Source organism: Pseudoclavibacter sp. 13-3 (genome assembly GCF_021168475.1).
GTDB lineage: Bacteria > Actinomycetota > Actinomycetes > Actinomycetales > Microbacteriaceae > Pseudoclavibacter_A.
The window spans coordinates 689,460-703,420 of record NZ_JAJOZT010000001.1 but is presented as its reverse complement, the minus strand read 5'-3'; the positions used below and the strand labels follow the sequence as shown (position 1 = coordinate 703,420).

Sequence of the window (13,961 nt, the reverse complement as noted above, 5' to 3'; positions counted from 1 at the left end):
GCAGAGCAGGCGCGCACAGACGCCCACCAGAATAGCATCCGCCGCAGGCCATGCGCGGCACGGCGCGCTCGCAGCCGCTAGAATAAGCCCTCGTGACCCCTGAAGATCTCTCCCAGACCATCGTCGACATTCTGCACGGCCTCGCCGAGGCGGGCGAGGTGCCGACCGAGCTCACCTCGGTGCCGGCCCCGCGCATCGACCGGCCGAAGAGCCGTGACCACGGTGACTGGGCGACCAACGTCGCGCTGCAGCATGCCAAGCGCGTCGGACTGGTTCCGCGTGCGCTCGCCGAGACGATCGCCGGGCGTCTGCGCGACGTCGACGGCATCGCCGAGGTCGACGTCGCAGGCCCGGGATTCATCAACGTCACGCTCGACGCCGCGGCCGGCGCCAGCATCCTGCCGACGGTCATCGGCCAGGGTGACCATTTCGGCGACAACGAGGCGCTCGCCGGCCACTCGATCGACCTCGAGTTCGTCTCGGCCAACCCCACCGGCCCGCTGCACATCGGGCACACCCGGTGGGCTGCACTCGGCGATTCGATCGCGCGCCTGCTGAAGGCGTCCGGCGCCAAGGTCGTCAGCGAGTACTACATCAACGACGCCGGCAGCCAGATGAACCGCTTCGCCGACTCGGTGCTCGCCGCCATCAAGGGCGAGCCCACGCCCGAAGGCGGTTATCCTGGGCAGTACATCCAGGATCTCGCCGCCTACGTCAAAGGCGAGCGGCCCGACATTCTCGATCTGCCGGCCGACGAGCAGCTGTCGACCGCACGCGAGCTCGCCTACGCGAAGCAGCTCGCCGAGATCAAGCACTCGCTCGACACGTTCAACGTGCACTTCGACGTGTGGTTCAGCGAGCGTCGCCTGCACGCGATCAACCCTGAGACCGGCACGAGCCTGATTCAGGATGCGGTGCAGCACCTGCGAGATCAGGGTCGCGTCTTCGAGCAGGAAGGTGCGACCTGGGTGCGCACCTCTGACTTCGGCGACGACAAAGACCGCGTGGTCGTGCGGTCGAATGGCGAAGAGACGTATTTCGCCGCAGATGCCGCGTATTACCTCGACAAGCGTCGTCGCGGGTACGAGCAGGCCATCTACTTCCTCGGTGCCGACCATCACGGCTACGTCAATCGTCTGAAGGCGATCGTGGCCGCCGCGGGCGACGACCCCGAGACGAACATCAGCGTGCTGATCGGGCAGCTGGTGAACCTCAACGGCGCGAAGCTGTCGAAGCGCGCGGGCAACATCATCGAGCTCGATGATCTGCTCTCCTGGATCGGCAGCGATGCGATGCGCTACTGGCTGGCACGGTATCCCGCCGACTCGCCGCTGAACCTCGACGGCGAGAAGCTGCGCAGCCGCACCAATGACAACCCGGTGTTCTACGTGCAGTACGCGCATGCGCGCACGCACAACGTGGGGCTGAACGCGGCTGCTGCGGGCATCGCCGTCGCGCTGCCCGGGCAGGACGTCGAACAGGTGCGCGCCGCCGCCGAGAAGTCTGCCGCCGCCGGCGTGACCGTCTCGGCCTTCGACTTCGACCCGTCGACGCTCACGCATGCCACCGAGACCGAGCTGATCGCGAAGATCGCGCAGTTCCCGGCCGTCGTGGCCAAAGCCGCGGAGTTCCGCGAGCCGCACCGCGTGGCCCGCTATCTTGAGGAGCTCGCAAGCGACTTCCACCGCTGGTACGACAACTGCCGCGTGATTCCGCTCAGCAACGGAGCGGTCGAGCCGGTGCACGCTGCCCGTCTGGCGCTCAACGATGCCGCGGGACAGGTTCTGCGCAACGGCCTGAATCTGTTGGGCGTCTCGGCCCCAGAGCGCATGTGATTCTGCCGCCGCAGCGAGGTCGCCGCAGCGAGGTCGCCGCTGCGCGCCGCAGCGCTGCCGCAGCTCTCTCGTGCGCGCCGCAGCTCGGTGGCTCATCGACTGCGGCAGTGCGCTGAGTTTGTAGAATCTCTGCCTATCGCTGCGTGATGGCCGTATTTTCTGCACTTTCGGTGCCACGACCGCGGGTTTGCTCCAGCTGGGATGGACCGACGTGCCGACCACGTAGAATATGCGGGTGCCCTCACACTCAGATCACACCGAACCGCTGGCTCCCGAATGGCTCACCATTCCTGACGACCTGAACACGCTCGATCCGGCCATCTGGCCAGACACCGCGGCCCGCAATGCCTCGGGTGGGGTCGAGATCGGCGGGGTCGCGGTGACTGACCTCGCCAAGACCTTCGGCACGCCGCTCTACGTGGTCGATCGCGCCACCGCAGTCGCACAGGCCACCCGCATCCGTGACGCATTCGCGAACGCACTCGCCACCATCGGCACCGACGTCACCGTCTACTACGCTTCGAAGGCGCTGCTCACCTCAGACGTCGTGCGCTGGATGCGCGACGCCGGCCTCAACGTCGACGTCTCGAGCGGGGGAGAGCTCGCGATCGCCGTCGCCGCGGGCATGCCCCCGCAGCGCATCGGCCTGCACGGCAACAACAAGTCGTACGCCGAGCTGCGCGCCGCAGTCGGCATTGGCCTGGGCACGATCGTGGTCGACTCGCTCGATGAGATCGACCTGCTGCAGGCCGTGATCGAAGACGCGGTCGCCGAGACGACGGCGGATGCAGCGGCCGGTTCGCCTGCTGCGTCCAGCCCGCTGGCAGATCCGTCGTATCGGCAGCGTGTGCGTCTGCGCGTGACGACGGGCGTGCATGCGTCGACGCACGAGTTCTTGGCGACGGCACGCGAAGATCAGAAGTTCGGGGTGGCGCTGGCCGACGTCGACGAGGCGGTGCGCCGTCTGCGTGCGATCGACCGCGTCGAGTTCGTCGGCATGCACTCGCACATCGGCTCGCAGATCTTCGACGCGCTCGGATTCGACGAAGCGATCACGCGTCTCATCGAGGTGCAGAAACGGCTGCTCGAGAGCGGGCCCGTGCCCGAGCTCAACCTGGGCGGCGGCTTCGGCATCGCCTACACCGAAGCCGACCTGCCGCGACCGATCGAGCAGATGGCCGAGAACATCGCGTCGACCCTGCAGCGCTCCTGCTTCGCGCAGGGCGTTCCGGTGCCGCACATCGCGATCGAGCCGGGGCGCTCGATCGTCGGCCGCGCCGGCGTGACGCTCTATGAGACCGGCACCATCAAAGACGTGCAGATCGATCAGCTCACCGGCAACACCCGCCGATACATCGCCGTCGACGGGGGAATGAGCGACAACCCCCGCCCCGAGCTGTACGACGCCGACTACCAGGCCTCGCTCGCCTCGCGCAGCAGCGACGCCGAGCCGGTGCTCGTGCGCGTGGTGGGGAAGCACTGCGAGAGCGGTGACATCGTGGTGCAGGCCGACTACCTGCCCGAAGACGTGCGTCGAGGCGATCTGCTCGCCGTGCCCGACACCGGCGCGTACTGCTTCTCGCTGTCGTCGAACTACAACATGCTTCCGCGCCCGGCTGTCGTGGGCGTCTGGGATGGAACCGCACACCTGCTGGTGCACGGCGAGAGCATCGAGACGCTGCTGCGCCGTGACGCCGGTCTCGAGATCACGAACAAGACGGAGGACTGATGACTCACCGCACGCTGAAAGTCGCCCTGCTCGGCGCCGGGTCGGTCGGAGCGCAGACGGCCCGACAGCTGATCGAACGTCGTGCCGAGCTCGCCCAGCGCATCGGCGCCGACTTCGAGCTGATCGGCATCGCGGTGCGCAACCTGCACGCACACCGCGACGTCGAGCTGCCTGAGCAGCTGTTCACCACCGACGCCGATCGCCTCATCGACGAGGCCGACATCGTGATCGAGCTGATCGGCGGCATCGAGCCCGCACGCACGTACATCGAGCGCGCGCTCAGCGAGGGCAAAGACGTCATCACCGCCAATAAGGCACTCCTGGCCGCGCACCAGGTCGACATCTTCGAGGCCGGCCGCCGCGGCGGCGCCGAGACCTGGTACGAGGCGGCCGCGGCGGCTGCGATCCCGATCATCCGCCCGCTGCAGGACTCCCTCGTGGGCGACCGCATCAACCGTGTGCTCGGCATCGTCAACGGCAGCACGAACTACATTCTCGATCGCATCGACACCGCGGGCATCACGCTCGACGAGGCACTCGACGAGGCCAGCCGTCTCGGCTATCTCGAAGCCGACCCCAGCGCCGACGTCGAGGGTCACGACGCCGCGGCCAAGGCGACCATTCTCGCCGGTCTCGCCTTCCACACGCACGTGCCCCGCTCAGCGGTGCACACCGAGGGCATCACGAGGCTGACCACTGAGCAGCTCGTCGCCGCCAAACGGGCCGGCTACGTCGTGAAGCTGCTCGCGATCGCCGAGCGCCTTCCCGAGAAGCCGGGCGAGCGCGACGCGGTCAACGTGCGTGTCTATCCGGCGATGGTGCCCGCCGATCACCCGCTTGCTGCAGTGCACGGGGGCAAGAACGCCATCTTCGTCGAGGCGCTCGACGCCGGTGACCTGATGTTCTACGGTGCTGGCGCCGGCGGCGTCGAGACCTCGTCGACCGTGCTCAGCGACTTCGTGCTCGCCGCGAAGCGCATCGTGCGCGGCGCACCGGCCGAGTTCGTCACCTTCGACGCGAACCTGCGCATCGCCGACATCTCAGAGGTCGAGTCGAGCTGGCACATCACTCTGCACGTCGCCGACGAGCCGGGTGTGCTCGAGCAGATCTCGGCGGTCTTCGCGGGCAACGAGATCTCGGTTCGCGCCCTGCACCAGGAGCAACTCGCTGACTCGGCTGTCTCCACGACCGCTGCCGCAGGCTCAGACGAGGCCACCACCGCATCAGCCGCAGACGTCAGTCTCGTCATCGTCACGCACCGGGCACCCGAGGAGCGCCTTCGGCGAACCGTCGAGCAGCTCGGCGAGACGTCTGCCGTGCGCTCTGTGATCGGCGTCATGCGTGTCGAAGGAGACTGATATGTCCGTTCGCGTTCGTGTTCCCGGCACCAGCGCCAATCTGGGCCCCGGCTTCGACTCGCTCGGCATCGCCCTCGACCTCTGGAACGAGGTCGAGGTCACCCCGAACGACTCCGGCCGATTCGAGGTCGACGTGCGGGGCGCCGGGTCGAAGTGGCTGCCTCGCGACCGTCGCAACCTGCTCGTGCGCATTCTGCTGCAGACGACGGAGCAGCTCGGCGGTGCCCTCTCCGGTGCGCATCTGCGTGCCCTGAACGGCGTGCCGCAGTCGGGCGGGCTCGGGTCTTCGGCATCGGCCGTAGTCGCCGGCGTCGCTGCGGCGCTCGCCCTGCACACCGGTGAGCAGCCCGACCGCGACGAGGTCTTTCGGCTGGCCACCGCCTGCGAAGGGCACCCCGACAACGCGGCTCCGGCCGTCTACGGCGGCGCGACCATCGCCTACACCGACGGTGAGGGGCGCCCTCGCTGCGCCGCCATGACGGTCGACGAGAGCATCCACGCGGTGCTGCTGGTGCCCGACTACACGACCAAGACGAGCGCCATGCGCATGCTCCAGCCAGAGAGCGTGCCGGTGGCCGACGCCGTGTTCAACCTGTCGCGTTCGGCGCTGCTGGTGCATGCCCTCGGCGAAGACCCGAGCCTGCTCTTCGAGGCGACCGAAGACCGCCTGCATCAGCCGTACCGTGCGCAGGCGATGCCGGCGACCGACCGCATGATCACCGATCTGCGCACGCAGGGGCATGCGGCAGTGCTGAGCGGGGCCGGGCCGACGGTGCTCGTTCTCGCGACCAGCGCGGCCGAGGCCGATGCCGTGGCGGCGGCGGATGGCCTGGTCGATTCCGCCTCGCATGACACGCCCGTGCGGTGGAAGTCGCACCGGGTGGCGATCGCCGCTGAGGGTGCTACAGTAGTGTTGTGACTTTGAGAGCTGTGCTCTCGGTCATGATCCAGCGGCACCTCACGTTTTCTCAGATGTGTGCCCTTCTGTAATGACGATCGGGACCACCGATCGATGAATCTCCTTGGCCGAAACGGCAAGGCGAGAGGAAAACCTCCTGTGACTGATGTCAAGAACACCACCGAGACGCCCAAGCTGACCACCCTGCGCGTGGCTGAGCTGCAGAGCATCGCCGCAGAGCTGGGGCTCTCTGGCGTGAAGCTGCGCAAGAGCGAACTGATCTCGGCGATCACCGAACGCCGTGCCCAGCTTGCCGGCGGATCGACCGTCGAGCAGGCGAGCGCCACAAGCGCTGAGCCGGTCGCCGCCACGAGTGCGACCGACCAGCCGGCAGCGGCCGAGGCCGAGGCGACCAGCGCGTCCACCGAGGCACCGCGCGCACGCCGCGCCAGCACGGGCCGCCGCTCGCGACGGGCGACGCTGCCCACGACCGATGTGGCCGAGGGCGTCAACGCCGCGGTCACGGTCGAGGTGCTCGATGCGCCCGGTGCGCAGGCAGAGCAGGGCGCTGCCGAGACGCAGCCCGTCGAGCCCGCTGCAGCGGTCGAGCGCACCGAGTCGCGCGCTCCGCGTCGTGCCAGCTCGAAGCAGGGCGCAGCCCGACAGAGTGACAACGACCAGGCCGGCGACGCGAACGCGCAGAACGCCGACCAGGGCGAGAGTGCGACGCACGAGTCGCAGCAGGCCGGTGAGCAGCACGAGTCGAAGCGTGGCCGCCGCTCCGAGCAGACCGCCGACGGCGCGAACGCGTCGGCAGAGTCGAACGGCGAGAGCGCCGATGGCGAGACCGAGAACCATGAAGGCCGCACCGAGCATCGCGAGGGCCGTCGCAGCCGCGGGCGCGGTCGTGGCCGCGGTCGTGACAACGACCGTCAGAACGACAACGAGTCGGCTGAGGGCAAAGACGAGCAGGGCGAGCAGGGCGATCGCAGCGACAAGAACGATCGCAGCAAGAGCGACAAGCATGACCGCCACGAGAAGGGCGACCGTCGCGAACGCGGTGAGAAGGGCGACGACAACTCGCGTCGCGACGATCACGACAACGACGAGCGTCGTGGCCGCAGCCGCAGCCGCAACCGCAGCCGCGACCGCAAGCGACGCGGCCGTGAAGACGAGCCCGAGTACACCGAGAACGATACGCTGATTCCGATCGCGGGCGTGCTCGAGGTGCTCGACAACTACGCCTTCGTGCGCACCAGCGGCTACCTGCCCGGCCCCAACGACGTGTACGTCTCGCTCGGCCAGGTGAAGCGCTACGGCCTGCGCAAGGGCGACGCCGTCGTCGGTGCGATCAAAGAGCCGCGCGACAGCGAGAGCAACAGTCGTCAGAAGTACAATGCGCTGGTCAAGCTCGACACAGTCAACGGCGCCACCGTCGAAGAGGCGCGCCAGCGCGTCGAGTTCTCGAAGCTCACGCCGCTGTACCCCCAGGAGCGCCTGCGCCTCGAGACCGAGCCGCAGAAGCTCACCGGCCGCGTCATCGACTTGGTCGCCCCGATCGGCAAGGGTCAGCGTGGTCTGATCGTCGCGCCCCCGAAGGCCGGCAAGACGATCATCATGCAGCAGATCGCCAACGCGATCACCACGAACAATCCTGAGGTGCACCTCATGGTCGTGCTCGTCGACGAGCGCCCCGAAGAGGTCACCGACATGCAGCGCACGGTCAAGGGCGAGGTCATCGCCTCGACGTTCGACCGCCCCGCCGACGACCACACCACGGTCGCCGAGCTGGCCATCGAGCGCGCCAAGCGTCTGGTCGAGCTGGGCCATGACGTGGTCGTGCTGCTCGACTCGATCACGCGTCTGGGCCGTGCCTACAACCTGTCGACGCCCGCCTCGGGCCGCATCCTCTCCGGTGGTGTCGACGCCTCGGCGCTGTACCCGCCCAAGCGCTTCTTCGGCGCCGCCCGCAACATCGAGAACGGCGGTTCGCTGACGATCATCGCCTCGGCTCTGGTCGAGACCGGCTCGAAGATGGACGAAGTCATCTTCGAAGAGTTCAAGGGCACCGGCAACATGGAGCTCCGCCTGTCGCGCCAGCTGGCCGACAAACGCATCTTCCCGGCCGTCGACGTCAACGCGTCGGGCACGCGCCGCGAAGAGCTGCTGCTGCCGGCCGACGAGCTCAAGATCGTCTGGAAGCTGCGTCGTGCACTGGGCGGCCTCGAGCCGCAGCAGGCCGTCGAGATCGTGTTCAACGGGCTGAAAGAGACCAAGTCGAACGTCGAGTTCCTGATGCGCATGCAGGCACATGACGTGCCCGGCCTGCGCCAGCGTTGAGCGAGGCCTCGACTGTGAGCTCGATGTTCGACTCCGTCGACAAGCTGCTCGCCGAGCACGCCGACCTGCAGATCCAGCTCGCAGACCCGGTGGTGCACACCAAGCCGGCTCTGGCGAAGAAGCTCAGTCGTCGGTACAACGAGCTGAACGCGATCAAGGTCGCCTTCGAGCACTGGCGGCAGACCGACGAAGATCTCGAGGCCGCGCGCGAGCTGGCCAGAGAAGACGAGTCGTTCGCCGACGAGGTGCCCGGTCTCGAGACCGAGCTCGCCGCGTCGGCCGAACGGCTGCGTCGACTGCTGATTCCGCGCGACCCCGATGACGGCCGTGACGTGATCATGGAGATCAAGGGCGGCGAGGGCGGCGAGGAGTCCGCCCTCTTCGCCGGCGACCTGCTGCGCATGTACATGCACTACGCCGAGAAGAAGGGGTGGAAGGTCGAGATGCTCGACTCCACCGAATCTGATCTGGGCGGGTTCAAAGACGTCTCGGTCGCCATCAAGGGCCGCTCGAACAATCCTGCAGAAGGTGTCTGGGCGCACCTGAAGTACGAAGGCGGCGTGCATCGCGTGCAGCGTGTGCCGGTCACCGAGAGCCAGGGGCGCATCCACACCTCGACCACCGGCGTGCTGGTGTTCCCCGAGGTCGACGAGCCCGAAGAGGTGCAGATCAACCAGAACGATCTGCGCATCGACGTCTACCGTTCCTCCGGCCCCGGCGGCCAGTCGGTCAACACGACCGACTCCGCCGTGCGCATCACGCACCTGCCGACCGGCATCGTGGTGTCGATGCAGAACGAGAAGAGCCAGATTCAGAACCGTGACGCCGCCATGCGCGTGCTGCGCGCCCGTCTGCTCGCCAAACAGCAGGAAGAACTCGACGCCGCCGCCAGCGAGCAGCGCCACAGCCAGATTCGCTCGATGGATCGTTCAGAGCGCATCCGCACCTACAACTTTCCCGAGAACCGCATCGCCGACCACCGAACCGGCTTCAAGGCCTACAACCTCGATCAGGTGATGAACGGCGAGCTCGACCCGGTGATCGAGTCGGCCGTCGCCGCTGACGAGGCGCACCGTCTCGAGGCCCTGGGGCAGTGACGGCCGCGGCTGCCGGCAGCGAGGTGGGCCCGGTCGTCCGGCGGATGCAGCAGCAGCTGACCGAGGCTGGCATCGGCCCGGCCCGGGCTGAGTCCCGGCAGATCGTCGCGCACGCGCTCGGCGTGAGTCTGGGCGATCTCCGCCTGGCCGAGCTCACCGGCCGGCTTCGCGTGAACGCAGAGCGGCTGCACACGATCGAAACCCTCACCGAGCGACGCAGCCACCGCATCCCGCTGCAGCATGTGCTCGGCAGCGCCCCCTTTCGCGCGCTCGACCTGGCCGTCGGACCGGGTGTGTTCGTGCCTCGCCCTGAGACCGAGCTGCTGGTCGAACGCGCCCTGGAGCTGCTGACAGAGCGCCGCGCCGCCGGCCAGACGCCGGTGTCTGCCCCCGATGGGTCTGCCGCGGCCGTCGCCGCACGTCTCGGCACCGCACCACGGCTTCTGCAGGTCTTCGAAGCCGGCACCGGCTCGGCCGCCATCAGTCTCGCGATCGCCACCGAGATGCCGCGCACACGGGTGCGCACCGTCGAGCTGGAGCCTGCCGCCCAGGCTTGGGCGCAGCGCAACATCGACGCCCAGGCCGATGGTCTGGCCGCGGTCGAAAGTGCCGTCGCCCTCGTCGCCGGTGACGCGATCGCCGATCTGGCGACTGCATCCTCATCGCCCTCGTCGGCCCGGTCGCAGACACGCTCGACCGTGCACCTGGCGCCAGGCAGGCCCGCGGCAGAGCCTGTGGGTGCGTTCGACCTGATCGTGTCGAACCCGCCGTACGTGCCGACCGGGGATGTTCCCCTGGAGCCCGAGGCGCGCGCCGACCCCGCGTCGGCCCTCTATTCCGGTGCCGACGGACTCGACTTCATCCGTGCGCTGATCTCGCCCGCCTTCGCCGCGCTGCAAGGCGGAGGGGGCATTCTCTTGGAGCACACCGAGCAGCAGGGCGCAGACGTGCGCACGCTGCTCGAAGGCGTCGGATTCGAGGCGGCGCAGACACACCGCGATCTGACCGGTCGCGATCGGTTCACCGAAGCGCGCCGACCGCTGCGCCGCTGATCGTGCGCGGCCGCGAGTCGGCACAGGGCACACGCAGACTCGGCGACTAGACTGCTACAGACACCCCGAGGAGATCTTCGACATGAGCAGCGTGTTCGACTGCAGCGACACTGAGCAGCTACTGACCGGAACCAGAGAGGCCCGCCGGGCCATCGGCCGCGGCCGACTGGTCGTGATGCCCACCGACACGGTCTACGGCATCGCCGCTGACGCGTTCTCGCCGGATGCGGTGAACGCACTCCTCGAGGCGAAGGGGCGCACGAGGCAGTCACCGCCGCCGGTGCTCATTCCGAACCTCAACAGCCTGCACGCACTGGCAGAAGACGTGCCTGAGCCCATCGAACGGGCGGCCGAGAAGTTCTGGCCGGGTGCGCTGACCATCATTCTCAACGCGCGCAGCAGTCTCAACTGGGATCTCGGCGACACACAGGGTACGGTCGCGCTGCGGGTTCCCGACGAGCCCGTCGCCCTCGCCGTGCTCGAAGAGACGGGACCGCTCGCGGTGTCGTCGGCGAATCGGCACAGCCAGCCTGCGGCGACCACGATCGACGACGCACAGCAGCAGCTCGGCGACAGTGTCGAGGTCTATCTCGACCACGGCACCAGCCGCAGCGGGCTCTCGTCGACCATCATCGACGCGACGCTCTTCGACGTCAGCGGCGCCGTGCGCATCGTGAGGCAGGGCGGTGTCACCCCGGAGCAGCTCACCGAGGTCATCGGAGACGGCAAGGTGCTGACCGAGTGAAGGGCTATGCGCTGGTCGCATTCGTCGCCGCTGTCGCGACGTGGGGGCTGACTTGGGTGGTGCTGCGCTTCGCGCTGCGCTTTCACGTTTACCCGGCCATCAGGGCGCGCGACGTGCACACTCGCCCGACGCCGAGGCTCGGGGGAGTGGCCATCTTCATCGGCATCATGCTGGGGCTGTTCACGGCGAGCCGCATAGAGTGGTTCAGCGAGGTGTTCAGACACCCCGGGCAGATGGTGGCTCTGGCCGCGGCCAGCCTGCTGATCGTCTTCATCGGGGTCTTCGACGACCTCTACGACATGGTCTGGTATGCCAAGCTCGCCGGGCAGTTCCTCGCGGCCGGCATCCTCACCTGGCAGGGGTTTCAGATCGTGTCACTGCCGATCGGCGGTACCCTGATCGGCTCGGGAGCCGTCAGCGCGCTGCTCACCACCATCCTGATCGTGCTCACGATGAACGCGGTCAACTTCATCGACGGGCTCGACGGGCTGGTCGCCGGCGTCATCCTGCTCGCCTCGGGAGTGTTCTTCCTGTACGTCTATCTGCTCACGATGCGCACCTCGCCGACCGACTACTTCAACCTCGCGACGCTGGTCGCCGCGCTGCTGATCGGCGGATGCGTCGGCTTCCTGCCCTGGAACTGGCACCCGGCCAAGATCTTCATGGGCGACTCCGGCGCGATGCTGCTGGGGATGCTGCTGGCGGTGAGCGCGATCTCGGTCACCGGGCAGATCGACCCGCAGACGCTCTCAGACTCGAGCGTCTGGCTGCCGCTGCTCGTGCCGGTCGTGGTGCTGTCGCTGCCGTTCGTCGACTTCGCTCTGGCAGTGATCCGGCGCGTGGGCGCGGGAAAGAGCCCGTTCAGCCCTGACCGCAAGCATCTGCACCATCGCCTGCTCGGCCTCGGCCACAACACGTACACTGCAGTAGCGGTCTTCTACAGCTGGACGATCGTGCTGTCGCTCTCGTGCTTCCTGTTCATGGTGTGGGCCTGGCCGTTCGTGGTGATCTTCGCCGTGATCGGCATCCTCTGCTGCATCGTGCTCACGTTCTGGCCGGTGCTGCAGCCCCAGCTCGGCTGGGGGCCGCCGATACCGAACGAGCTGCAGCTGACGGCCAGACGCATCCGCAAGAAGGAGATCGCATGACCACCCCCGAAGACCGCGCCCAGCAGCCCGACGCCGCGTTCGACGAGAGCCTCGTCGATGACGCCGAGCAGCCGGTGAGGCGACAGGCAGCACCCGGTCTGGTCAGAGTGCTGCGGCTGTCACTGATGCTCACGACGGCCCTCGCCGTGCTCGTCGCGATCGTCGGCGGCATCATCGGCTGGTCGATCGCCGGCTGGAACGGCGCGCTGAGCGCACTCGTCGGAGCGGTGCTCACCCTCGTGTTCGCGGCGATCACGGCCGGGAGTCTCTGGCTCGGCTCCCGCCAGGGCGGCATCTCGTTCCTGGCCATCGTGCTCGGCGGCTGGATCGTGAAGATCATCGTGTTCATCGGGCTGCTCGCGGTGATCACCACGGCGCCCTTCGTGGTGAAGGGTGTGCTCTTCGGCTCGATCGTCGCCGCCGTGCTCGGTTCCCTCGCCGCAGACTCCTTCGCCGCGATGCGCGCGAAGGTGCCGTATGTCGACGATCCGCAGTGAGCACGGCTCGCCCGAACTCACGCTGTCCGCACAGCCGGTTCCGCACTCATGGCCAGATGTTGCTAGTATGTCCCGTGGTGGTCTTGTCACTGGCTGCCGAATCACTCAATACGCGCCGTGGCGAAGACTGCGGACATCGCTCAGGAGAATGATCTTTTGATTCACGCGCTGACCCAGCTGACAACGCCGACTCTCGCCGCTGACGGCGAGTTCCACGCACCGAGCATCAGCGAGTTCTTCCCCGAACCGATCTTCTTCGCGGGCACGCCGTTCGAGCTCAACCGCATCGCACTGATTCGCATCCTGGTGATGCTGGTGATCATCGCGCTGCTGTGGTTCGGCACTCGCAAGCTGAAGCTCGTTCCCGGCCGCGGCCAGGGAATGCTCGAGTTCGCCTACGACTTCGTCCGGGTGAACATCGCCGAAGAGATGCTCGGCAAGAAAGACGGCAAGCGCTTCGTGCCGCTGCTGTTCACGATCTTCATCGTGGTGCTCGGCTTCAACATCACCGGCATCGTGCCCGGCCTGAACCTCGCGGCTTCGGCGACGATCGGCTTTCCGCTGGTGCTCGCCCTGGTCGCCTACATCGCCTTCATCTACACCGGCATCAAGAAGCACGGCGCGGGCTACTTCAAGAACGCGCTGTTCCCCGCCGGAGTGCCCAAAGTGATGTACATTCTGGTCACCCCGATCGAGTTCCTCTCGACGTTCGTCATCCGTCCGGTCTCCCTGACCCTGCGACTCCTGATGAACATGGTCGCCGGCCACCTCATCCTCGTGCTGTGCTTCAGTGCGACCTGGTTCTTCCTGTTCAGCGCCGACGGCATTCTCAAGAGCTTCAGCGTCGTCACGTTCGCCTTCGGCTTCGCCTTCACGCTCTTCGAGATCCTGGTCGCCGCGCTGCAGGCATACATCTTCACTCTTCTGACAACGGCCTACATTCAGTCGTCGCTGGCAGAAGAGCACTAAGCGGCCGGAAACCTCCGGCCACACTATGGAAGGAAACGAAAACCCGTGGATATCAACACACTCGCTGAGATTTCGGGCAACATCAACAGCGTCGGCTACGGCCTGGCAGCCATCGGCCCCGGCATCGGCATCGGCATCGCCGGCGGCAAGACCGTCGAGGCGATCGCTCGTCAGCCCGAGCTCGCTGGCAGACTGCAGACCACCTTCTTCCTGGCGGTGGCATTCACCGAGGCACTGGCCCTCATCGGCCTCGCTGCGGGCTTCATCTTCCAGTAAGTCGACACCCACCTCAG

General features: G+C 67.3%; 12 protein-coding genes. All 12 read left to right on the top strand.

From position 1 onward, the window contains the following. The first annotated feature begins 92 nt into the window (after positions 1-92). The 12 genes from argS to atpE all read left to right on the top strand — a co-directional run bounded on the left by argS (position 93) and on the right by atpE (position 13,944). On the top strand, positions 93-1,835 hold the full coding sequence (argS, locus tag LRX77_RS03110; RefSeq protein ID WP_231831376.1) for an arginine--tRNA ligase: 1,743 nt from the start codon (positions 93-95) through the stop codon (positions 1,833-1,835). Positions 1,836-2,070: 235 nt separating this feature from the next. Beyond that, positions 2,071-3,564, top strand: a complete 1,494-nt coding sequence (locus LRX77_RS03105) for a diaminopimelate decarboxylase family protein (protein WP_442961587.1) — start codon at positions 2,071-2,073, stop codon at positions 3,562-3,564. Further along, positions 3,561-4,922, top strand: a complete 1,362-nt coding sequence (locus tag LRX77_RS03100) for a homoserine dehydrogenase (protein WP_231831508.1) — start codon at positions 3,561-3,563, stop codon at positions 4,920-4,922. The genes LRX77_RS03105 and LRX77_RS03100 overlap by 4 nt, the downstream gene beginning before the upstream one ends. A gap of 1 nt (position 4,923) precedes the next feature. Continuing rightward, on the top strand, positions 4,924-5,841 hold the full coding sequence (gene thrB / locus LRX77_RS03095) for a homoserine kinase (RefSeq protein ID WP_231831374.1): 918 nt from the start codon (positions 4,924-4,926) through the stop codon (positions 5,839-5,841). A gap of 138 nt (positions 5,842-5,979) precedes the next feature. After that, a complete protein-coding gene (gene rho, locus LRX77_RS03090) occupies positions 5,980-8,160 on the top strand; it encodes a transcription termination factor Rho (protein ID WP_231831373.1) in 2,181 nt (726 codons plus the stop codon). A 23-nt stretch (positions 8,161-8,183) separates the two neighbouring features. Further along, complete coding sequence (gene prfA / locus LRX77_RS03085; RefSeq protein WP_231831372.1) at positions 8,184-9,257, top strand: peptide chain release factor 1; 1,074 nt, start codon at positions 8,184-8,186, stop codon at positions 9,255-9,257. After that, complete coding sequence (locus LRX77_RS03080) at positions 9,254-10,309, top strand: N5-glutamine methyltransferase family protein (RefSeq protein ID WP_231831371.1); 1,056 nt, start codon at positions 9,254-9,256, stop codon at positions 10,307-10,309. Before prfA ends, LRX77_RS03080 begins: the two co-directional genes overlap by 4 nt. Positions 10,310-10,391: 82 nt before the next feature. Beyond that, positions 10,392-11,054, top strand: a complete 663-nt coding sequence (locus tag LRX77_RS03075) for an L-threonylcarbamoyladenylate synthase (protein ID WP_231831370.1) — start codon at positions 10,392-10,394, stop codon at positions 11,052-11,054. Beyond that, positions 11,051-12,202 carry an MraY family glycosyltransferase gene (locus tag LRX77_RS03070; protein ID WP_231831369.1) on the top strand — a complete coding sequence of 384 codons (1,152 nt, stop codon included), beginning with the start codon at positions 11,051-11,053 and terminating at the stop codon, positions 12,200-12,202. Before LRX77_RS03075 ends, LRX77_RS03070 begins: the two co-directional genes overlap by 4 nt. Then, positions 12,199-12,699, top strand: coding sequence for a hypothetical protein (locus tag LRX77_RS03065; protein WP_231831368.1), 501 nt, complete (start codon positions 12,199-12,201; stop codon positions 12,697-12,699). The genes LRX77_RS03070 and LRX77_RS03065 overlap by 4 nt, the downstream gene beginning before the upstream one ends. Positions 12,700-12,867: 168 nt before the next feature. Next, positions 12,868-13,668 (top strand): F0F1 ATP synthase subunit A, encoded by an 801-nt coding sequence (atpB, locus tag LRX77_RS03060; RefSeq protein ID WP_231831507.1) that lies wholly within the window; start codon positions 12,868-12,870, stop codon positions 13,666-13,668. Between the two features lie 45 nt (positions 13,669-13,713). Next, positions 13,714-13,944 carry an ATP synthase F0 subunit C gene (atpE, locus tag LRX77_RS03055; protein WP_158038723.1) on the top strand — a complete coding sequence of 77 codons (231 nt, stop codon included), beginning with the start codon at positions 13,714-13,716 and terminating at the stop codon, positions 13,942-13,944. The last annotated feature ends 17 nt before the right edge of the window (positions 13,945-13,961 follow it).

Bases quoted from the DNA above. Each gene is read 5' to 3' on its own strand.
- thrB (WP_231831374.1), top strand. From the start codon at position 4,924: ATGTCCGTTCGCGTTCGTGTTCCCGGCACCAGCGCCAATCTGGGCCCC.
- prfA (WP_231831372.1), top strand. From the start codon at position 8,184: ATGTTCGACTCCGTCGACAAGCTGCTCGCCGAGCACGCCGACCTGCAG.
- LRX77_RS03075 (WP_231831370.1), top strand. From the start codon at position 10,392: ATGAGCAGCGTGTTCGACTGCAGCGACACTGAGCAGCTACTGACCGGA.
- LRX77_RS03065 (WP_231831368.1), top strand. From the start codon at position 12,199: ATGACCACCCCCGAAGACCGCGCCCAGCAGCCCGACGCCGCGTTCGAC.